Here is an 18,846-nt window from a genome sequence, read left to right on the forward strand (position 1 = left end):
GGCCCTTTTTCACCTGTACAACAGTTGTACAGTAGAAGGCCCTCAGCTCTGTTGCAAATGCCCATAGAGCTTGGCGTACAACCCACCCTCGGCGATCAGCTGCTGGTGACCGCCATCCTCGGCGACATGCCCGCCATCGAACACCAGCACGCGGTCGGCCTGCTTCACTGCCGACAGGCGGTGAGCGATGATCAGGGTGGTACGGGCGCTGAGGAAGCGGCTCAGCGCCTGGTGCAGGTTGTACTCGGTGGCCGCGTCCAGCGCCGAGGTGGCCTCATCGAGAATGACGACCTTGGGCTCGGCCAGCACCATGCGCGCAATCGCCAGACGCTGGCGCTGCCCGCCGGACAGACGCACGCCCGAACGTCCCACCACACTGTCCAGGCCCTGCGGCAGCGCGGCGATGGTGGCGTCGAGCTGGGCAATGCGCAGCGCCCGCCAGCAGGCCTCATCGGTACTCTCGCGGCCCATGGTCAGGTTGGCGCGCACGGTGTCGTTGAACAGCGACGGGTGCTGCAACACCACCGCCACATGCTCGCGCAGGGTTTCCAGGCCGATCTCCTGCAAGGTCGAACCGCCGAAGCGGATGCTGCCGGCCTGGGCGCTGTACAGGCCCAGCAACAGCTGCACCAGGGTGCTCTTGCCGCCGCCGCTGGCGCCGACGATGGCCACCTTCTCGCCGGGTGCGATGGACAGGTTCAACTGGTCCAGCACCGGCTCCTCGCCATAGCCGAAACGCAGCCCGCGCACCTCGATGCCCACGGTGGTCTGCCCCGCGAAAGGGTCGATGCCGCCGGGATACTGCGGCTCGTCGCTGCGCGCCAGCAGCTCGTTGATCCGGCTCAGCGCACCACCTGCCGCGTAGTAGGCGTACTGCAGGTTGAGCAACTGCTCCACCGGGCCGATCATGAACCACAGGTAGCTGAACACCGCCAGCATCTGGCCGATGCTGAGGTCGGAAAACAGCACCGTGAGCATGGCCGCTGCGCGAAAGATGTCGATGCCGAACTGGAACAGCAAGCCACTGGCGCGGCTGCTGGCATCGCTCTTCCATTGCGAGGACACCGCATAGTTGCGCACCTCCTGGGCACGCATGCCCAGGCGCCCGAGAAAGTAGCCCTGGCGGTTGCCGGCACGGATTTCCTGGATCGCATCCAGGGTTTCGGTCAGTGCCTGGGTGAAGCGCGAGGTGCTGTCGTTCTCGAGTTTCTTCAGGTGCTTGACCCGCTTGCCCAACCGCACCGTGGCAAAGATCACCAGCGGGTTGAACAGCAGGATCAACAGCGCCAGCTGCCAGTGCATCCACAACAGGATCGCCGAGGTGCCGGCCAGCGTGAGCATGGCCACCAGAAAGCGGCTGAGGGTTTCACCGACGAACTTGTCCACGGTGTCCAGATCGGTGACCAGGTGCGTGGTAACCGTACCGCTGCCCAGGCTCTCGTACTCGCTCAGGGAGATGCGCTTGAGCCGCTCGATCAGGCGGATGCGCAGCCGGTAGACGATGTCCTTGGCCAGCCCGGCGAACAGCTTGGCCTGCACCACGTTGAAGGCCAGTGCCGCACAGCGCAGCGTCAGGGTGAAGACCAGCATCAGGCCGATGTAGCCGGCCGCCACCTGCCAGCTGGCGGGCAGCAGGTTGTTCATCCACTTGAGCGCCGCATCGCCGTGCCCCAGCAGCACTTCGTCGACCAGCAACGGCAGCAGCAGCGGAATCGGCACACTGCACAGGGCCGCCAGCACGGCCACGCCGTTGGCAGTCCACAGGGCTTTCTTGTGGTGTTGCGCCAGGCGCCGGATCTCGGCCCAGCTCAAGCGATCGACAGGTGCCGGCGTCGGCCCGGGCACCGGGTCGGGGGAGCCAGGCAGGTCAAGCATTGACCGCATGCTCCAGCCAGCGCCCCAGCAGCGGCTGCAGCGCCCCCAGGGCCTGGTAGCCGTTGGTCAGCAGGGCCAGTTGGCCATTGCGCTCGGCGAGCAGGGTCGGGAAGCCCGCGATGCCCAGGTCCTGCACCCAGGTGAAGTCGGCGGCGGTGGCGCTGCGGGTGTCGCCGCTGCTGAAGGCCTCGGCGAAGGCGGCGCGGTCGAAACCGGCCTGCTCGGCCAGCTCCACCAGCTTGACCGGCAGGGTCACGTCTTCGCTGCGCTGGTAGAACGCCTGCTGGATCATCCCCAGCAGCGTCCAGGCCCGCTGCGGGTCGAGGCTGCGTGCAGCCACCAGCGCGCGGCAGGCAGGTTCGGTGTCGTAGACAAAGCCTTCGGGCATCGCGCCCTCGAGCTGGAACGGCTGGCCGGTGGCCTGGTTGACCGCCTGCCAGTGTTCAAGAATGTAGCGCCGGGTGGAGGCATCCAGCGCACTGCTGCCCGAGCGCAGGCCGCCGGGCACCAGGTGGGTGTCCACGCCGGCCTCGCGCGCCTGCCGTATCAGGGCCTCGGCCACGGGTGCGAAACCCCAGCACCAGGAGCACATCGGGTCCATTACATACAGCAGGCGAGCGGTCATCCATCACACCTCGGCTTTGCGATAGTTGTGGCCGATCGGGTGCGGCATGTTGCGGGCCTTGGCCAACTCGATCTGCTTCTGCCGATCGATGGCGCTGCGCCGGGTCTTCTCGCTCAGGCTGTCCCAGCAATGCGGGCAGCTGATGCCTGGCGAATAATGCTCGGAGGCCCGTTCTTCCACGCTGATCGGGGTACGACAGGCGTGGCACTGGTCGTAGTCGCCTTCGCTGAGGTCGTGACGCACGGTCACGCGGTTGTCGAAGACAAAGCAGTCGCCCTGCCAGCGCGTTTCTTCCTGGGGAACCTCCTCGAGGTACTTCAGGATGCCACCCTTAAGATGATAGACCGCTTCGAAACCCTCGCCGAGCATATAGCTGGAGGCTTTTTCGCAGCGGATGCCACCGGTGCAGAACATCGCCACCTTCTTGTGCCGGGCAGGGTCGAAGTTGGCCTTGATGTACTCGGGAAACTCGCGAAAGGTGGTGGTCTTTGGGTCGATGGCGCCCTCGAAGGTACCAATCGCCACTTCATAGTCGTTGCGGGTGTCGATCAGCAGCACTTCGGGGTCGCTGATCAGCGCGTTCCAGTCCTTGGGCTCGACATAGGTACCGACCGTCCGGTTCGGGTCCACGCCCGGCACGCCGAGGGTCACGATCTCTTTCTTGAGCTTGACCTTGGTGCGGTAGAACGGCTGTTCGTCGCAGTACGATTCCTTGTGATCGATGTCCACCAGGCGTGCATCGCTGCGCAGCCAGGCCAGCAGGCCATCGATGCCTTCGCGGGTACCCGACACGGTGCCGTTGATACCCTCTTCGGCCAGCAGCAGGGTGCCCTTGACCCCGTTGCGCTCCATGGTCTCGAGCAGCGGCTCGCGCAGCTCGACGTAATCTTTCAGGGTGACGAACTTGTACAGCGCCGCCACGACGATAGCTTGGGTCATGCCTTGATTCTCCAGGTGGTCACCCTCGCAAAGGGCGGACCGGGTCGACAATAAAAAACGCGCCGACAGGCGGCGCGTTGCGGATTCTAGCAAAAACCTGAAAGGGATTTCAGTGTTTGCTGCCTCCGGCGCAGGTGGGCGAAGCCGGCGCGCTGCCGACTTTCTGCCATTCCTGCGGGGTGTAGGTGTGCAACGCCAGGGCATGGAACTGCCCCATCAGGTCACCCAGGGTGGCGTAGACCTTCTGGTGGCGCTTGACGCTGTTCAAGCCATCGAACTGTTCGCTGACCAGCACGGCCTTGTAGTGGGTCTGCTGGCCCCGGCTGTGCATGTGGCTCTCGTCCAGCACCTCGAGGTGCTGCGGGGCGAGCGCCGCCAGGCTCTGTTCGATCTTCTGCTGCATCGACATGCTGGGCTCCGCTTAAGGTTTCTTGGCCGGTGCGGCCGCCTTGCCGGCGGACGGGTCCAGCTCGTTGGTCATGTCGGCCAGCAGCTTGTTGACCACCGGCACGGCGCTTTCAAGCTTCTGCTGGGTCAGCTGGGCCGACTGCTGGGTAACGGCAGGCATCTTTTCCAGGACTTTCTTGCCCAGTGGCGACTGGTAGAAGGCGACCAGGTCCTTGAGCTCGGATTCGCTGAAGGTGCTGGTGTACAGCTTGATCATGTCCGGCTTGAGCTTGTTCCAGCCGATGGCCTGGTCCAGGGCGGCGTTGGCCTTGGCCTGGTAGGTTTCAAGCACGGCCTTTTTGGACGCCGGCGCCTTGGTCTGCTCGAAGCGCTGGGCAAACATCTGCTGCACCTGCATGTAGACCGGGGTACCCAGTTTGTCGGCGTGCGCCATCACCAGGAATTTTTCAGCGCTGGCGTTGTGGCTGGCGGTATCGGCGAGTGCCTGGCCGCTGGCGCAGACCAGCGCGACAGCCGTGCAGAGGGCGCGAAGACGGGTCATCGAAATTCCTTAAAATAAAAAGAGGGCGTACCCAGAGTAGAGCATTCTGCGCCGACTGGGGCAGCCTGCTCAAGAGGGACGACAGGCAATGGAACCGCCATGCCGAATCAGGGCCTAAACTGCGCAAACAAGCCATTGAAGGAGTGCGTACCGCATGAGCCGTATCGAAACTGACAGCCTGGGCCCGGTTGAAGTTCCTGACGAGGCCTACTGGGGTGCCCAGACCCAGCGCTCGCTGATCAACTTTGCCATCGGCAAGGAACGCATGCCGCTGGCGGTACTGCACGCGCTGGTGCTGATCAAGAAAGCCGCAGCGCGGGTCAATGACCGCAACGGCGACCTGCCGGCCGACATCGCCCGCCTGATCGAACAGGCCGCCGACGAGGTGCTGGCCGGCGAGCATGACGACCAGTTCCCGCTGGTGGTGTGGCAGACCGGTAGCGGCACCCAGAGCAACATGAACGCCAACGAAGTGCTGGCCGGGCGCGCCAACGAGCTGGCCGGCAAGGGCCGCGGCGGCAAGGTGCCGGTACACCCCAACGACCACGTCAACCGCTCGCAGAGCTCCAACGACTGCTTCCCGACCGCCATGCACATTGCCGCCGCACAGGCGGTCAACCAGCAACTGCTGCCGGCCATCGCCGAGCTGTCGGGCGGGTTGGCCGAACTGGCCGCACGCCACATGCAACTGGTCAAGACCGGGCGAACCCACATGATGGACGCCACCCCGATCACCTTCGGCCAGGAGGTCTCGGCCTACGTGGCCCAGCTGGACTACGCCCAGCGCGCCATCCGCGCGGCGCTGCCGGCGGTGTGCGAACTGGCCCAGGGCGGTACCGCCGTGGGTACCGGGCTGAACGCACCGCACGGGTTTGCCGAGGCGATCGCCGCCGAGCTTGCCGCCTTGTCGGGGCTGCCGTTCGTCACCGCGCCCAACAAGTTTGCCGCGCTGGCCGGGCACGAGCCGCTGATCACCCTGGCCGGTGCGCTGAAAACCCTGGCCGTGGCCCTGATGAAGCTGGCCAACGACCTGCGCCTGCTCGGCTCCGGGCCGCGCGCGGGGCTGGCCGAGGTGCGCCTGCCGGCCAACGAGCCGGGCAGCTCGATCATGCCCGGCAAGGTCAACCCGACCCAGTGCGAGGCACTGTCGATGCTGGCCTGCCAGGTGCTGGGCAACGACACCACCATCGGCTTTGCCGCCAGCCAGGGCCACCTGCAGCTCAACGTATTCAAGCCGGTGATCATCCACAACCTGCTGCAGTCGATCGAACTGCTGGCCGATGGCTGCCGCAACTTCCAGCAGCACTGCGTGGCGGGCATCGAGCCAGACCCGCAGCAGATGGCCGAGCACCTGGAGCGCGGGCTGATGCTGGTGACGGCGCTCAACCCGCATATCGGTTACGACAAGTCGGCGCAGATCGCCAAGAAGGCCTACGCCGAAGGCACCACCCTGCGCGAGGCAGCGCTGGAACTGGGGTATCTGACCGATGCGCAGTTCGATGAATGGGTAAGGCCGGAGCAGATGCTCGAGGCCGGCGGCAAAGGCTGAAAAAAGCTCTGCTACGCAGCCCGTCGCGGGTCAAGCCGCTCCCACAAGGCTGATGGAGTGCCTGTGGGAGCGGGCTTGCCCCGCGATGCGGCCAATGATCACTTCTTGTCTTTCTTGAACGCCGCCTCCAGCGCCTCGTTGATAGTGCGCAGCACCTTCACTCGCGCCCAACGCTTGTCATTGGCCTCCACCAGCGTCCAGGGCGCCACTTCGGTGCTGGTGCGGTCGACCATGTCGCCCACCGCCTCGGAATACGCGTCCCACTTGTCGCGGTTGCGCCAGTCTTCCTCGGTGATCTTGAAGCGTTTGAACGGTATCTGCTCGCGCTCCTGAAAACGCTCCAGCTGGGTCTGCTCGTCGATCGACAGCCAGAACTTGACCACCACCACGCCAGCGTCGTGCAGTTGCTCCTCGAAATCGTTGATCTCGCCATAGGCGCGCATCCAGTCGGCCTGGCTGCAAAAGCCCTCGATACGCTCCACCAGCACCCGCCCGTACCACGAGCGGTCGAACACCGTGAACTTGCCGCGCGCCGGAATGTGCCGCCAGAACCGCCACAGGTAGGGCTGCGCCCGCTCCTCCTCGGTAGGGGCGGCAATCGGCACGATGCGGTACTGACGCGGGTCCAGCGCGGCGGCCACGCGCCGAATGGCACCGCCCTTGCCCGCCGCGTCGTTGCCCTCGAACACCGCCACCAGCGCGTGACGACGCATGCGCTTGTCACGCAGCAGGCCCGCCAGACGGGCCTGCTCGACAATCAGCTGCTCCTGGTAGTCGTTCTTGTCCAGACGCAGGGTCATGTCCAGGCTGCCCAGCAGGCTGCGTCCGTCGATGGATTCGCCCAGCGGCGCGATGTTGGTCTGACGCCCCAGGGTCTTGGCCTTCAAGGCGTTCTGCAGGCCCTCGAGCAGGATCTTGCCCACTGCCAGGCTGCGGTAGTTCGGGTCCACGCCCTCGATGATGTGCCAGGGTGCATAGTCACGGCTGGTGCGGCGCAGCACCCGTTCGCCGAAGCGCACGAACCGGTCATAGGTCTGCGATTGCTGCCAGTCCAGCGGGCTGATCTTCCAGCTGTGCAGCGGGTCATCCTTGAGCGACTTGAGCCGCGCCTTCATCTGCTTCTTGGACAGGTGAAACCAGAACTTGAAGATCAGCGCGCCTTCGTCGCACAGCATCTTTTCCAGCCGTTCGGCGCCGTTGATGGCCTGGTCGAGCACCGCGTCCTTGAACTGGCCATGCACCCGCCCCTGCAGCATCTGGCTGTACCAGTTGCCGAAGAAGACGCCCATGCGCCCCTTGCTCGGCAAGGCCCGCCAGTAGCGCCAGGCCGGCGGCCGGGCCAGCTCCTCGTCGGTCTGCTGGTCGAAGGTGCGCACCTCGATCAGGCGCGGGTCCATCCACTCGTTGAGCAGCTTGACGGTTTCGCCCTTGCCGGCCCCCTCGATGCCATTGATCAGCACGATGACCGGAAAGCGAGACTGCTGCTTGAGCTCGAACTGGGCTTCGAGCAAGGCTTCGCGCAACGCCGGCACTTCGGCGTCATAGGTTTCTTTGTCGATGGCGTGACCAATTTCGGCGGATTCGAACATACCAGGCTCCCTTCTTGGATAAGCAAGACTAGCGGATCACGCAGCCCTTTGTCGCAAGGCGATCGGCTAGAATGCACGCTTCGCTGTTGCCGAGCCGAACATGAACGACACCCCCGCCACCCCGACCCAGTACGCCCAGATCGAGTGGGATGAACAGGGCCGCCCGTATTCACGCCAGTACGACGACATCTATTTCTCCAAGGAGCAGAGCCTGGAGGAAACCCGTCATGTGTTCATCGAGCAGAACGACCTGCGCCAGCGCTTCGCCGCGATGGCCGACGGCAGTTGCCTGGTGATCGGGGAAACCGGCTTCGGCACCGGCCTGAACTTCTTCTGCGCCTGGCAGGTGTTCGCCGACTGTGCACCGGCCGGGGCACGCCTGCATTTCGTCAGCGTCGAAAAATACCCCCTCAGCCATGCCGACCTGGCCAAGGCCCTGGCCCTGTGGCCCGAGCTGACGCCGTTCAGCCAGCCACTGCTGGCGCAGTACGTGGCGGTGCACGAAGGTTTCCAGCAGTTCGTCTTCGACCAGGGTCGGGTGACCCTGACCCTGATGATCGGCGATGCGCGGGAACAGCTGCCGCAGTTGGACGCCTCCATCGACGCCTGGTTTCTCGATGGCTTTGCCCCGGCCAAGAACCCCGACATGTGGACCCCCGAGCTGTTCGCCCAGCTCGGCCGCCTGTCGGCGCCGGGTGCCACCCTTGGCACCTTCACCAGCACCGGCTGGGTGCGTCGCGGGCTGATTGCGGTGGGCTTCAAGATGAAGCGCATTCCGGGTATCGGCAAAAAATGGGAAGTGCTGCGCGGCGCATTCACCGGCTGGCCCGCCGAGCAAGCGCCGCTCGCGCCGGTTGCCCCATGGTTCGCGCGCCCCGCGCCGCTGGCCGGCCCCCGCGAGGCGCTGGTGATCGGCGCCGGCCTGGCCGGTTGCGCCACCGCCGCCAGCCTGGCGGTGCGCGGCTGGCAGGTACGCCTGCTGGAGCGCCACGCCGCCCCTGCCGGTGAAGCCTCGGGCAACCCCCAGGGCGTGCTGTACCTGAAGCTGTCGGCCCACGGCACCGCACTGTCGCGGCTGATCGTCGCCGGCTTCGGCTACACCCGCCGCCTGCTCGAACAGTTGCAGCGCGGCACCGACTGGGACGCCTGCGGGGTGCTGCAACTGGCCTTCGACGACAAGGAAGACCAGCGCCAGATCAAGCTCGACCAAGCGTTCAGCGACACCCTGCTACAACGCCTCGACCAGCCGCAGGCCGAAGCCGTGGCCGGGGTCGACCTGCCCAGTGGCGGTCTGTACTACCCCGAGGGCGGCTGGGTGCATCCGCCCGCGCTGTGCCAATGGCAGGCCGGGCAACCGAACATCACCCTGCTGCCCCACCATGACGTGGTACAGCTGCGCAAGGTCGACGGCTTGTGGCAGGCATGGGACGGCGAGCGCCTGCTGGCCAGCGCGCCGCTGGTGGTGCTGGCCAGCGCAGCGGACATCCATCGTTTCGAGCCGTGCGCCGAGCTGCCGCTCAAGCGCATCCGCGGGCAGATCACCCGCCTGCCGGCCACCAACGCCAGCCGCGCGCTGGGCACCGTGGTGTGCGCCGACGGTTACGTCGCGCCGCCGCGCCTGGGCGAACACACCCTGGGGGCGAGCTTCGACTTCCACAGCACCGACCTCGCCCCCACCGCTGCCGAACATGCGAGCAACCTGGAGCTGCTGCGGGAAATCTCCGGCGACCTGGCAGAACGCCTTGGCGCTGCCGAGCTGGAACCGGCCAGCCTGCAGGGCCGCGCGGCGTTTCGCTGCACCAGCCCCGACTACCTGCCGATCGTCGGCCCGCTGGCCGACAAGGCGGCGTTCAACCAGGCGTATGCCGTGCTCGGCAAGGACGCGCGACAGCTGCCGGACACTCCGTGCCCCTGGCTGGAGGGCCTGTATGTGAACAGCGGTCATGGTTCGCGCGGCCTGATCACCGCGCCTCTGGCGGGTGAACTGATCGCCGCCTGGGTCGACAACGCACCCTTGCCGGTGCCGCGCGACGTGGCCGAGGCCTGCCACCCGAATCGTTTCATGTTGCGCGAACTGATACGCGGCAAGGGCAAGCAAGGCTGAAGGCTTATAACAGATTGATCTAAAACTCACAGGATCCGCACCGGTCAGTTCCTATGTGCCCGAATTCAGGGCACCTTCCCCAACGGAAAAACCGGTAAGGACTTATGTGCGGATTAGCTGGAGAGTTTCGTTTCACCCCTGTAGCCAACACACCACGCCCGGCGGACCTGGCCGCGGTCGAACGGATGACCCATCACCTGGCGCCCCGCGGCCCGGATGCCTGGGGCTTCCATAGCCAGGGGCCCATCGCCCTGGGCCATCGGCGCCTGAAGATCATGGACCTGTCCGACGGCTCGGCTCAGCCCATGATCGACAGCCAGCTGGGCCTGTCGCTGGCATTCAACGGCGCCATCTACAACTTCCCCGAGCTGCGCGCCGAACTCGAAAGCTTGGGCTATGCCTTCTACTCGGACGGCGACACCGAAGTGCTGCTCAAGGGCTACCACGCCTGGGGCGCCGATCTGCTGCCGCGCCTGAACGGCATGTTCGCCCTGGCGATCTGGGAACGTGACAGCCAGCAGCTGTTCCTCGCCCGCGACCGCCTGGGGGTCAAGCCGCTGTACCTGTCGCGCACCGGCGAACGCCTGCGCTTCGCATCGAGCCTGCCGGCCCTGCTCAAGGGCGGCGACATCAACCCGGTGCTCGACCCGGTGGCACTCAACCACTACCTGAACTTCCACGCCGTGGTGCCCGCCCCGCGGACCCTGCTGGCGAACATCGAAAAGCTGCCACCGGCCACCTGGATGCGCATCGACGCCCAGGGCCGCGCCGAGCAGCACGTGTGGTGGAACCTGCACTACGGCCCACGCACCGATGAACAGCACCTGACCCTGGAAGACTGGCGCGACCGCGTGCTCGACAGCACCCGCGAAGCCGTTGCAATCCGTCAGCGTGCGGCCGTGGATGTCGGCGTGCTGCTGTCGGGCGGCGTCGACTCCAGCCTGCTGGTCGGCCTGCTGCGTGAAGTCGGGGTCGAGGACCTGTCGACCTTCTCCATCGGCTTCGAAGATGCCGGCGGCGAACGTGGCGACGAGTTCCAGTATTCGGACCTGATCGCCAAGCACTACGGCACCCGCCACCACCAGTTGCGCATCGACGAGCGCGAAATCATCGAGCAACTGCCGGCCGCGTTCCGCGCCATGAGCGAGCCGATGGTCAGCCACGACTGCATCGCCTTCTACCTGCTCTCTCGGGAAGTGGCCAAGCACTGCAAGGTGGTGCAGAGCGGCCAGGGTGCCGACGAGCTGTTCGCCGGCTACCACTGGTACCCGCAGGTGGACGGCGCCAAGGACCCGTACGCGGCCTACCGCGAGGCCTTCTTCGACCGCAGCTACGACGAGTACCGCGACACCGTGCAGCCGGCCTGGCTGCTGGGCAATGACGCCGCCGGCGACTTCGTGCGCCAGCACTTCGCCCAGCCCGGCGCCAGCGCGGCAGTCGACAAGGCCCTGCGCCTGGACAGCACGGTGATGCTGGTCGACGACCCGGTCAAACGGGTCGATAACATGACCATGGCCTGGGGCCTGGAGGCTCGCACGCCGTTCCTCGACTACCGGCTGGTGGAGCTGTCGGCGCGGGTGCCGGCCCAGTTCAAGCTGCCCGATGGCGGCAAGCAGGTGCTCAAGGAAGCCGCGCGACTGGTCATCCCCAGTGAAGTCATCGACCGCAAGAAGGGCTACTTCCCGGTACCGGGCCTCAAGCACCTGCAAGGCGCCACCCTGGACTGGGTACGCGAGCTGCTGCTGGACCCGAGCCAGGACCGCGGCCTGTTCAACCCGGCCATGCTCGACCGCCTGCTCAGCGACCCGCATGGGCAACTGACGCCGCTGCGCGGCTCCAAGCTGTGGCAACTGGCCGCGCTGAACCTGTGGCTCAGCGAACAAGGAATCTGATCGATGAAAGCCCATGCCTCACCCTATGGCCAGCGCCTGCTGCGCGGCCAGGTGCCGTCCTATGAACGCCTGCAGGCGCAACTGGCCGGCGACGGCAGCGACCCGCACGACCAGCCGCGCTGGTTGCATTGTGGTTGGGGCCGGCTGCTGATCGGCCACACCTACCCCGACCCGGCCAGCCTGGCGGCGGCCCTGGCCAAGGAGCAGCCCGGCGAGCGCGATATCGCGCTGTACGTGGCCGCCCCCCAGCAGGTACTGGCCCAGGCGCCGCAACAGCTGTTTCTCGACCCCTCCGACACCTTGCGCCTGTGGTTCAGCGACTACCGCCAGGCGCAGCGGGTGTTTCGCGGCTTTCGTATCCGCCGCGCACAGAGCGACAGCGACTGGGCAGCCATCAACGAGCTGTACGTGGCCCGTGGCATGCTGCCGGTCGACCCGGCGCTGATCACTCCGCGCCACCAGGGCGGCCCGGTGTACTGGCTGGCCGAAGACGAGGACAACGGTGCGGTGATCGGCAGCGTGATGGGCCTGAATCATCAAAAGGCCTTCGACGACCCGGAGCACGGCAGCAGCCTGTGGTGCCTGGCCGTGGACCCCAACTGCACCCGGCCCGGGGTCGGCGAGGTACTGGTACGCCACCTGATCGAACACTTCATGAGCCGCGGGCTGAGCCACCTCGACCTGTCAGTGCTGCACGACAATCGCCAGGCCAAGCGGCTGTACGCCAAGCTGGGCTTTCGCACCCTGCCCACCTTCGCGGTCAAGCGCAAGAACGGCATCAACCAGCCGCTGTTCCTGGGGCCGGGGCCGGAGGCCGGGCTCAACCCCTATGCGCGGATCATCGTCGAGGAAGCCTACAAGCGCGGCATCGATGTGCAGGTGGACGATGCCACCGCCGGGCTGTTCACCCTCAACCACGGCGGACGCCGGGTGCGCTGCCGCGAGTCGCTCAGCGACCTGACCACCGCCGTGAGCATGACCCTGTGCCAGGACAAGAGCCTGACCCACAAGGTACTCGAAGCCGCCGGCCTGAGCCTGCCGGCGCAACAGCTGGCGGGCAACGCCGCCGACAACCTGGCCTTTCTGGAAGACCACGGCGCGGTGGTGGTCAAGCCGCTGGATGGCGAACAGGGCAACGGCGTGGCGGTCAACCTGACCTGCCTGCAAGACCTGGACGCCGCCATCGAGCACGCGCGCCAGTACGACAGCCGCGTGCTGCTGGAAAGCTTTCATGAAGGGCTGGACCTGCGCATCGTGGTCATCGGCTACGAGGTGGTGGCCGCCGCGATTCGTCACCCGGCCTCGATCGTCGGCGACGGCCAGCACGCCATCGGTGCGCTGATCGAAGCCCAGAGCCGCAGGCGCCAGGCCGCCACCGGTGGCGAAAGCAAGATCCCGCTCGACGCCGAGACCCAGCGCACCCTGCACGCCGCCGGGGTCGACTACGACACCATTCTGCCCGCCGGCCAGCGCCTGGCCGTACGGCGTACCGCCAACCTGCACACCGGCGGCTGCCTGGAAGACGTCACCGCACGCCTGCACCCGACCCTGGTGGATGCCGCCGTGCGGGCCGCCCGCGCCCTGGACATTCCGGTGGTTGGCCTGGACCTGATGGTCAAGGCCGCCGACCAGCCCGACTACGTGTTCATCGAAGCCAATGAACGGGTCGGCCTGGCCAACCACGAACCCCAACCCACTGCCGAACGCTTCGTCGACCTGCTGTTCCCGCACAGCCGGCCGGTGCCGTGACAACGCCCCACGAGGAGTCCGCATGCCTGATCAATTGCCCGAACCGGACCTGACCTATCTGCAGAAGGTCCTGCTGGAAATGCTCGCCATCCCCAGCCCCACCGGCTTCACCGACACCATCGTGCGCTACGTGGCCGAGCGCCTGGAAGAACTGGGTATCCCCTTCGAGCTGACCCGGCGCGGCACCATCCGCGCCACCCTCAAGGGCCGCAAGAGCTCGCCCGACCGCGCCGTTTCGGCGCACCTGGACACCATCGGCGCCAGCGTGCGCACCTTGCAGGACAACGGCCGCCTGGGCCTGGCCCCGGTTGGCTGCTGGTCGAGCCGTTTCGCCGAGGGCAGCCGGGTCAGCGTGTTCACCGACACCGGCGTGTTTCGCGGCAGCGTGCTGCCGCTGATGGCCAGCGGGCACGCCTTCAATACCGCGGTCGACCAGATGCCGGTGAGCTGGGAGCACGTCGAGCTGCGCCTGGATGCCTACTGCACCACCCGCGCCGACTGTGAAACCCTGGGCATCGGCATCGGTGACTTCGTGGCCTTCGACCCGTTGCCCGAGTTCACCGAAAGCGGCCATATCAGCGCCCGTCACCTGGACGACAAGGCCGGCGTCGCGGCGCTGCTGGCCTCGCTCAAGGCCATCGTCGAAAGCGGCATCCAGCCACAGATCGACTGCCATCCGCTGTTCACCATCACCGAAGAGACCGGCTCGGGGGCCGCCGCCGCATTGCCGTGGGACGTCAGCGAATTCGTCGGCATCGACATCGCCCCGGTCGCCCCCGGCCAGCACTCCAGCGAACACGCGGTCAGCGTGGCCATGCAGGACTCCGCCGGCCCCTACGACTACCATCTGTCGCGCCACCTGCTGAGCCTGGGCCGCGAGCACAACCTGCCGGTGCGCCGGGACCTGTTCCGCTACTACTTCAGCGACGCGCATTCGGCGATCACCGCCGGGCATGACATCCGCACCGCGCTGCTGGCGTTCGGCTGCGACGCCACCCATGGCTACGAGCGCACCCATATCGACAGCCTGGCTGCCCTCAGCCGCCTGCTCAGCGCCTACCTGCTCAGCCCACCGGTGTTCGCCAGCGATTCCAAGCCCACCGGCAGTTCGCTGGAAAGCTTCAGCCACCAGTTGGAACACGACGCACAAATGGAAAGTGATACCCGCGTACCGGCGGTGGACAGCCTGGTTGGCCAAAAAGGCTAGCCACATGCAGGCCACATGCAGGAAAGGTTTCGCGTAGCATGTGCGAAACCTTTCCTGATTCTGTAGCTTTTTTATGTTGATACCCTACGACCAGCTCGAAGCCGACACCCTCACCCGCCTGATCGAAGACTTCGTCACCCGCGACGGTACCGACAATGGCGACGACACCCCGCTGGAAACCCGTGTACTGCGCGTGCGCCAGGCGCTGGCCAAGGGGCAGGCGGTGATCCTGTTCGACCTGGACAGCCAGCAGTGCCAACTGCTCGCCAGGCATGAAGTGCCCCGCGAGCTGCTCGACGATCAGTGATCAGGCGCCCAGGCCGCCCTTGCCCAGTTGCTCGGCGATACGCCGATAGATTTCTGCACGGTGCACCTCCACATCGCGTGGTGCGCAGATGCCGAAACGCACCGTGTTGCCGTCTACCGACAGTACCTTGATCTTGATGTCGTCATCGATGGTGATGACCTCGCCGACTTCGCGCCCTATGACCAGCATTCTCCAATCCTCCACATCAGGGGAGAGTGAAGACTGAACCGGGTGCTGAAACGGTTCAACGCTCTGACAGGCAAATAGACAATTCCCACAACTTTGCGGGAATTTGCCTACAAGATCCTACCCGCTCAGCTGTTTTGCAGACGTGGTCCGATCACGATGATGGTGGCGCCGATCACGCACAGCAGCGCACCGAGCCAGTCGCTGCCCATCGGCCGGGCACGCTCCACCACCGCCAGCCACAGCAGCGAAGTGACGATATAGATGCCGCCATAGGCGGCGTAGGCGCGCCCGGCGTAGGCCGCCTCGACGCGGGTCAGCAGCAGGCCGAACAGGGTCAGGCTGAGCAGCGCGGGGGCGATCCACCAGCCGCTCTTGCCCAGCCGCAGCCACATGTAGAAGGCATAACAGCCGGCGATCTCGAACACCGCCGCCAGAAAGAACCACACATAATTCATCACGTCCGCTGCTACCCGCGCAAAAGCGCCTAGCATACCGTAGCGAACAGCCTACGCCTGCGTCTGACGCCCCTTGGCACGCATTCGCACGGCCATCTCGGCCATTTCGTCATACAGCGCCTGCGGGTCGCGCTGCTTGAGCTGCCAGGCCAGGCGCCCCTGCTCGTGGGGCAGAATCATGAAGTCACCGCGCGCCACCCCCTCGTAGATATAGCCGGCAATGTCGCTGGCGCTGATCGGCGAGCTTTCCAGCAGTTTGCCCACCTGGGCCTTCATTGCCGGGGTGGGGCCGCGGAACGAATCCAGCAGGTTGGTCTGGAAGAACGACGGGCACACCACGTGCACCGCCACCTGCTGCTGGCGCAGCTCCACCAGCAGGCTTTCGGACAGCGCCACCACCCCGGCCTTGGCCACGTTGTAGTTGCTCATGGCCGGCCCCTGCATCAGCGCCGCCATGGACGCGATGTTGATGATGCGGCCCTTGCTGCATTCGAGCAGCGGCAGGAACGCCTTGCAGCCCTTGACCACGCCCATCAGGTTGATCGCGATCTGCCAGTCCCAGTCTTCCAGCGACAGCTCGGCAAAAAAACCGCCCGACGCCACCCCGGCGTTGTTGACGATCACATCGATGCCGCCGAGCTTTTCTTCGCAGGCCTGGGCCAGGGCGGTGAGCTGGCTGTAGTCGCGCACGTCGCAACGCTGGACGAAGCCCTCGCCGCCCGCCTCGCGCACCAGCGCGAGGGTCTGCTGCAGGCCGGCCTCGCCGATGTCGCTCAGGGCCAGTTGCCAACCCTCGCGGGCCCAGCGCAGGGCAATCTCGCGGCCAAGGCCGGACCCGGCGCCAGTGATCATCATGCGGTTTTGCATAGCCGGATGCCTTGTTCCTGAAGTTGAAGGCCAGTGTAGCGAAGGGTGCAGCGACGCCCACGCTGTATCAGGATGCTGAATGGCGCGGGCAAACACATATCGAACTAAACTTTTAGTTGCCTGTGGGAGTCCGAATTAACAGGCGGACATGAACGTCATGACCGAAGAGATGGATCGCAACTGCACACGCTGATTACCGTACTCAACAAAAGGACTCTGCCATGGGCACCATACTTATCATCATCCTGATTTTGCTGTTGATCGGTGGCTTACCCGTTTTCCCGCACTCCAGAAGTTGGGGCTACGGCCCGTCCGGCATCATTGGTACCGTGCTGATCATCCTGTTGATCCTGTTGTTGCTCGGCAAGATATAGAAACCCGGGGGTGCAATGGCCCCCACATAAAAAAACGGCCCGAAGGCCGTTTTTTTATTGCTCAGGACTCAGTGCGAAACAGCACCGCTTGCCCCCAGGCCGGTTTGCGACCGGACAAACTGCGGGAAGAACAGCGCACGCTCGTCATCCGCTGCCTTGGACTTGTCGGTAACCGAGAAGAACCAGATACCGGCAAAGGCAATCAGCATCGAGAACAGCGCCGGGTACTCATACGGGTAGATGGCTTTCTCGTGACCCAGGATCTGCACCCAGATGGTCGGACCGAGCACCATCAGGCCCACCGCACTTACCAGCCCCATCCAGCCGCCGATCATGGCGCCACGGGTGGTCAGCTTCTTCCAGTACATCGAAAGCAGCAGTACCGGGAAGTTGCAGCTGGCCGCGATCGAGAACGCCAGGCCGACCATGAACGCGATGTTCTGGCTTTCGAACAGGATACCCAGGCCGATGGCCAGCACACCCAGTGCGACGGTGGTGATCTTCGATACGCGGATCTCGTCCTTGTCGTTGACCTTGCCCTTGCGCCATACGCTGGCATACAGGTCATGGGACACCGCCGAGGCACCGGCCAGGGTCAGGCCGGCAACCACTGCCAGGATGGTGGCGAAGGCCACTGCCGAGATGAAGCCCAGGAAGATGCTGCCGCCCACGGCGTCGGCCAGGTGCACCGCAGCCATGTTGTTGCCGCCCAGCAAGGCGCCTGCTGCGTCCTTGAAGTCCGGGTTGGTGCTGACCAGCAGGATCGCGCCGAAGCCGATGATGAAGGTCAGGATGTAGAAGTAGCCGATGAAGCCGGTTGCGTACAGCACGCTCTTGCGCGCTTCCTTGGCGTCGCTCACGGTGAAGAAGCGCATCAGGATGTGCGGCAGGCCAGCGGTACCGAACATCAGCGCCAGGCCCAGCGAGAACGCGGAGATCGGGTCTTTGACCAGGCCGCCCGGGCTCATGATCGCCTCACCCTTGGGGTGAACCTTGATCGCTTCGGAGAACAGCGCATTGAAGTCGAAGTTGACGTGCTTCATCACCATCAGCGCCATGAAGCTGGCACCGGACAGCAGCAGCACCGCCTTGATGATCTGTACCCAGGTGGTTGCGAGCATGCCGCCGAACAGCACGTACATGCACATCAGGATACCCACCAGGATGACCGCCACGTGGTAGTCCAGGCCGAACAGCAACTGGATCAGCTTGCCGGCGCCGACCATCTGCGCGATCAGGTAGAACGCCACCACCACCAGCGAGCCGGAGGCCGACAGGGTGCGGATCTGCTTTTGCCCGAGGCGATACGAGGCCACGTCGGCAAAGGTGTACTTGCCCAGGTTGCGCAGGCGTTCGGCGATCAGGAACAGAATGATCGGCCAGCCCACCAGGAAGCCGATCGAGTAGATCAGGCCATCGTAGCCGGAGGTGTATACCAGTGCGGAAATACCCAGGAAGGAGGCTGCCGACATGTAGTCGCCGGCAATCGCCAGGCCGTTCTGGAAGCCCGTGATTCGCCCGCCTGCGGCGTAGTAGTCAGAGGCCGACTTGTTACGCTTTGAAGCCCAGTAGGTGATGCACAGGGTGGCACCGACGAAGGCGACGAACATCAGGATCGCCGAGACGTTCAGGGGTTGTTTGTGCACCTCGCCGGTCAGGGCGTCGGCGGCCCAGACGGCAGGCGCGAAAGCGCCAAAGGCCAGTGTTGCCAGTAGACGCCGGATCATTGCTGAGCCTCCTTCAGGATCGCGTTGTTCAGCTCGTCGAACTCACCGTTGGCACGACGTACGTAGATGCCGGTCAGCACGAAAGCCGAAACGATCAGACCCACACCCAGCGGGATACCCCAGGTAATCGAGGAGCCGGGGCTGAGCTTGGCACCCAGAATCTGCGGGCCGTAGGCAATCAACAGGATAAAGGCGGCGTAGAGGCCGAGCATGATCGCCGAGAGAATCCAGGCGAAGCGTTCACGTTTTGAAACCAGCTCCTTGAACCGCGGGCTGTTTTGTATCGAGAGATAAATGCTGTCGTTCATTGTTTTTGTCCTCGCAGCACAGATTGGGTAGTACCACGCCACTTTATGCTGCCTTGGGACGCACTCCAGACGACCTTAGTCTTAGATGTAAAACTCTTTTACCGGCTACGTAACAGCCGCCCATGCAAAGGGCCGCGCAGT

The 18,846-nt window shown here is 65.1% G+C and carries 18 protein-coding genes; 7 read left to right on the forward strand and 11 right to left on the reverse strand.

Features of this window, described 5'->3' with window-relative positions; all coding sequences use genetic code 11:
- Positions 1-42: 42 nt before the first annotated feature.
- From LOY33_RS18670 to LOY33_RS18690, 5 genes are all read right to left on the reverse strand, one after another.
- Positions 43-1,875: an ABC transporter ATP-binding protein gene (locus LOY33_RS18670; protein ID WP_258659590.1), complete on the reverse strand. Its 1,833-nt coding sequence runs from the start codon at positions 1,873-1,875 to the stop codon at positions 43-45.
- Positions 1,868-2,500, reverse strand: coding sequence for a DsbA family protein (locus tag LOY33_RS18675; RefSeq protein ID WP_043862668.1), 633 nt, complete (start codon positions 2,498-2,500; stop codon positions 1,868-1,870). Before LOY33_RS18675 ends, LOY33_RS18670 begins: the two co-directional genes overlap by 8 nt.
- Positions 2,501-2,503: 3 nt before the next feature.
- Entirely contained in the window at positions 2,504-3,439 is a 936-nt protein-coding gene (locus LOY33_RS18680) for a rhodanese-related sulfurtransferase (RefSeq protein ID WP_043862667.1), read from the reverse strand.
- A gap of 109 nt (positions 3,440-3,548) precedes the next feature.
- Complete coding sequence (locus tag LOY33_RS18685) at positions 3,549-3,848, reverse strand: BolA family transcriptional regulator (protein ID WP_043862666.1); 300 nt, start codon at positions 3,846-3,848, stop codon at positions 3,549-3,551.
- A gap of 12 nt (positions 3,849-3,860) precedes the next feature.
- Positions 3,861-4,388, reverse strand: a complete 528-nt coding sequence (locus LOY33_RS18690; protein ID WP_043862665.1) for a DUF2059 domain-containing protein — start codon at positions 4,386-4,388, stop codon at positions 3,861-3,863.
- 154 nt (positions 4,389-4,542) lie between these two features.
- Here LOY33_RS18690 and LOY33_RS18695 point away from each other — a divergent pair, with 154 nt between their 5' ends.
- Entirely contained in the window at positions 4,543-5,937 is a 1,395-nt protein-coding gene (locus LOY33_RS18695) for a class II fumarate hydratase (RefSeq protein ID WP_043862664.1), read from the forward strand.
- Positions 5,938-6,035: 98 nt separating this feature from the next.
- Here the strand turns inward: LOY33_RS18695 and pap are convergent, their stop codons facing one another.
- Complete coding sequence (gene pap, locus LOY33_RS18700; RefSeq protein WP_054915862.1) at positions 6,036-7,526, reverse strand: polyphosphate:AMP phosphotransferase; 1,491 nt, start codon at positions 7,524-7,526, stop codon at positions 6,036-6,038.
- Positions 7,527-7,626: 100 nt separating this feature from the next.
- Between pap and mnmC the strand changes: the two genes are divergently transcribed.
- The 5 genes from mnmC to LOY33_RS18725 all read left to right on the forward strand — a co-directional run bounded on the left by mnmC (position 7,627) and on the right by LOY33_RS18725 (position 14,785).
- Entirely contained in the window at positions 7,627-9,630 is a 2,004-nt protein-coding gene (mnmC, locus tag LOY33_RS18705) for a bifunctional tRNA (5-methylaminomethyl-2-thiouridine)(34)-methyltransferase MnmD/FAD-dependent 5-carboxymethylaminomethyl-2-thiouridine(34) oxidoreductase MnmC (protein WP_258659592.1), read from the forward strand.
- Positions 9,631-9,734: 104 nt separating this feature from the next.
- Positions 9,735-11,522 (forward strand): N-acetylglutaminylglutamine amidotransferase, encoded by a 1,788-nt coding sequence (locus LOY33_RS18710; RefSeq protein ID WP_043862661.1) that lies wholly within the window; start codon positions 9,735-9,737, stop codon positions 11,520-11,522.
- A gap of 3 nt (positions 11,523-11,525) precedes the next feature.
- On the forward strand, positions 11,526-13,271 hold the full coding sequence (ngg, locus tag LOY33_RS18715) for an N-acetylglutaminylglutamine synthetase (RefSeq protein ID WP_058541030.1): 1,746 nt from the start codon (positions 11,526-11,528) through the stop codon (positions 13,269-13,271).
- A gap of 22 nt (positions 13,272-13,293) precedes the next feature.
- Positions 13,294-14,478 carry an osmoprotectant NAGGN system M42 family peptidase gene (locus LOY33_RS18720; RefSeq protein WP_043862659.1) on the forward strand — a complete coding sequence of 395 codons (1,185 nt, stop codon included), beginning with the start codon at positions 13,294-13,296 and terminating at the stop codon, positions 14,476-14,478.
- 73 nt (positions 14,479-14,551) lie between these two features.
- A complete protein-coding gene (locus LOY33_RS18725; protein ID WP_043862658.1) occupies positions 14,552-14,785 on the forward strand; it encodes a YheU family protein in 234 nt (77 codons plus the stop codon).
- Here the strand turns inward: LOY33_RS18725 and csrA are convergent, their stop codons facing one another.
- The 3 genes from csrA to LOY33_RS18740 form a co-directional block, all read right to left on the reverse strand.
- Complete coding sequence (gene csrA / locus LOY33_RS18730; protein ID WP_043862657.1) at positions 14,786-14,974, reverse strand: carbon storage regulator CsrA; 189 nt, start codon at positions 14,972-14,974, stop codon at positions 14,786-14,788.
- A gap of 125 nt (positions 14,975-15,099) precedes the next feature.
- A complete protein-coding gene (locus LOY33_RS18735; RefSeq protein ID WP_054915866.1) occupies positions 15,100-15,432 on the reverse strand; it encodes a YnfA family protein in 333 nt (110 codons plus the stop codon).
- Positions 15,433-15,480: 48 nt separating this feature from the next.
- Positions 15,481-16,296 (reverse strand): SDR family oxidoreductase, encoded by an 816-nt coding sequence (locus LOY33_RS18740; protein WP_258659610.1) that lies wholly within the window; start codon positions 16,294-16,296, stop codon positions 15,481-15,483.
- A gap of 221 nt (positions 16,297-16,517) precedes the next feature.
- Here LOY33_RS18740 and LOY33_RS18745 point away from each other — a divergent pair, with 221 nt between their 5' ends.
- The gene (locus LOY33_RS18745) at positions 16,518-16,670 is read left to right on the forward strand and encodes a DUF3309 family protein (RefSeq protein WP_010224169.1); all 153 of its coding nucleotides are present in this window, start codon (positions 16,518-16,520) and stop codon (positions 16,668-16,670) included.
- 68 nt (positions 16,671-16,738) lie between these two features.
- On the opposite strand, the gene LOY33_RS18750 is transcribed toward LOY33_RS18745, so the two are convergent.
- Together LOY33_RS18750 and LOY33_RS18755 are read right to left on the reverse strand one after the other, a co-directional pair.
- Positions 16,739-18,397 (reverse strand): cation acetate symporter, encoded by a 1,659-nt coding sequence (locus tag LOY33_RS18750; RefSeq protein WP_043862654.1) that lies wholly within the window; start codon positions 18,395-18,397, stop codon positions 16,739-16,741.
- Positions 18,394-18,705, reverse strand: coding sequence for a DUF485 domain-containing protein (locus LOY33_RS18755; protein ID WP_043862653.1), 312 nt, complete (start codon positions 18,703-18,705; stop codon positions 18,394-18,396). The genes LOY33_RS18750 and LOY33_RS18755 overlap by 4 nt, the downstream gene beginning before the upstream one ends.
- Positions 18,706-18,846 lie beyond the last annotated feature (141 nt).

Source organism: Pseudomonas sp. B21-036 (assembly GCF_024748925.1).
Classification (GTDB): Bacteria; Pseudomonadota; Gammaproteobacteria; order Pseudomonadales; family Pseudomonadaceae; genus Aquipseudomonas; species Aquipseudomonas palmensis.

Coding starts and splice junctions, on each gene's coding strand:
- LOY33_RS18670 (WP_258659590.1), bottom strand. CDS start 1,875: ATGCTTGACCTGCCTGGCTCCCCCGACCCGGTGCCCGGGCCGACGCCG.
- LOY33_RS18675 (WP_043862668.1), bottom strand. CDS start 2,500: ATGACCGCTCGCCTGCTGTATGTAATGGACCCGATGTGCTCCTGGTGC.
- LOY33_RS18680 (WP_043862667.1), bottom strand. CDS start 3,439: ATGACCCAAGCTATCGTCGTGGCGGCGCTGTACAAGTTCGTCACCCTG.
- LOY33_RS18685 (WP_043862666.1), bottom strand. CDS start 3,848: ATGTCGATGCAGCAGAAGATCGAACAGAGCCTGGCGGCGCTCGCCCCG.
- LOY33_RS18690 (WP_043862665.1), bottom strand. CDS start 4,388: ATGACCCGTCTTCGCGCCCTCTGCACGGCTGTCGCGCTGGTCTGCGCC.
- LOY33_RS18695 (WP_043862664.1), top strand. CDS start 4,543: ATGAGCCGTATCGAAACTGACAGCCTGGGCCCGGTTGAAGTTCCTGAC.
- pap (WP_054915862.1), bottom strand. CDS start 7,526: ATGTTCGAATCCGCCGAAATTGGTCACGCCATCGACAAAGAAACCTAT.
- mnmC (WP_258659592.1), top strand. CDS start 7,627: ATGAACGACACCCCCGCCACCCCGACCCAGTACGCCCAGATCGAGTGG.
- LOY33_RS18710 (WP_043862661.1), top strand. CDS start 9,735: ATGTGCGGATTAGCTGGAGAGTTTCGTTTCACCCCTGTAGCCAACACA.
- ngg (WP_058541030.1), top strand. CDS start 11,526: ATGAAAGCCCATGCCTCACCCTATGGCCAGCGCCTGCTGCGCGGCCAG.
- LOY33_RS18720 (WP_043862659.1), top strand. CDS start 13,294: ATGCCTGATCAATTGCCCGAACCGGACCTGACCTATCTGCAGAAGGTC.
- LOY33_RS18725 (WP_043862658.1), top strand. CDS start 14,552: ATGTTGATACCCTACGACCAGCTCGAAGCCGACACCCTCACCCGCCTG.
- csrA (WP_043862657.1), bottom strand. CDS start 14,974: ATGCTGGTCATAGGGCGCGAAGTCGGCGAGGTCATCACCATCGATGAC.
- LOY33_RS18740 (WP_258659610.1), bottom strand. CDS start 16,296: ATGCAAAACCGCATGATGATCACTGGCGCCGGGTCCGGCCTTGGCCGC.
- LOY33_RS18745 (WP_010224169.1), top strand. CDS start 16,518: ATGGGCACCATACTTATCATCATCCTGATTTTGCTGTTGATCGGTGGC.
- LOY33_RS18750 (WP_043862654.1), bottom strand. CDS start 18,397: ATGATCCGGCGTCTACTGGCAACACTGGCCTTTGGCGCTTTCGCGCCT.
- LOY33_RS18755 (WP_043862653.1), bottom strand. CDS start 18,705: ATGAACGACAGCATTTATCTCTCGATACAAAACAGCCCGCGGTTCAAG.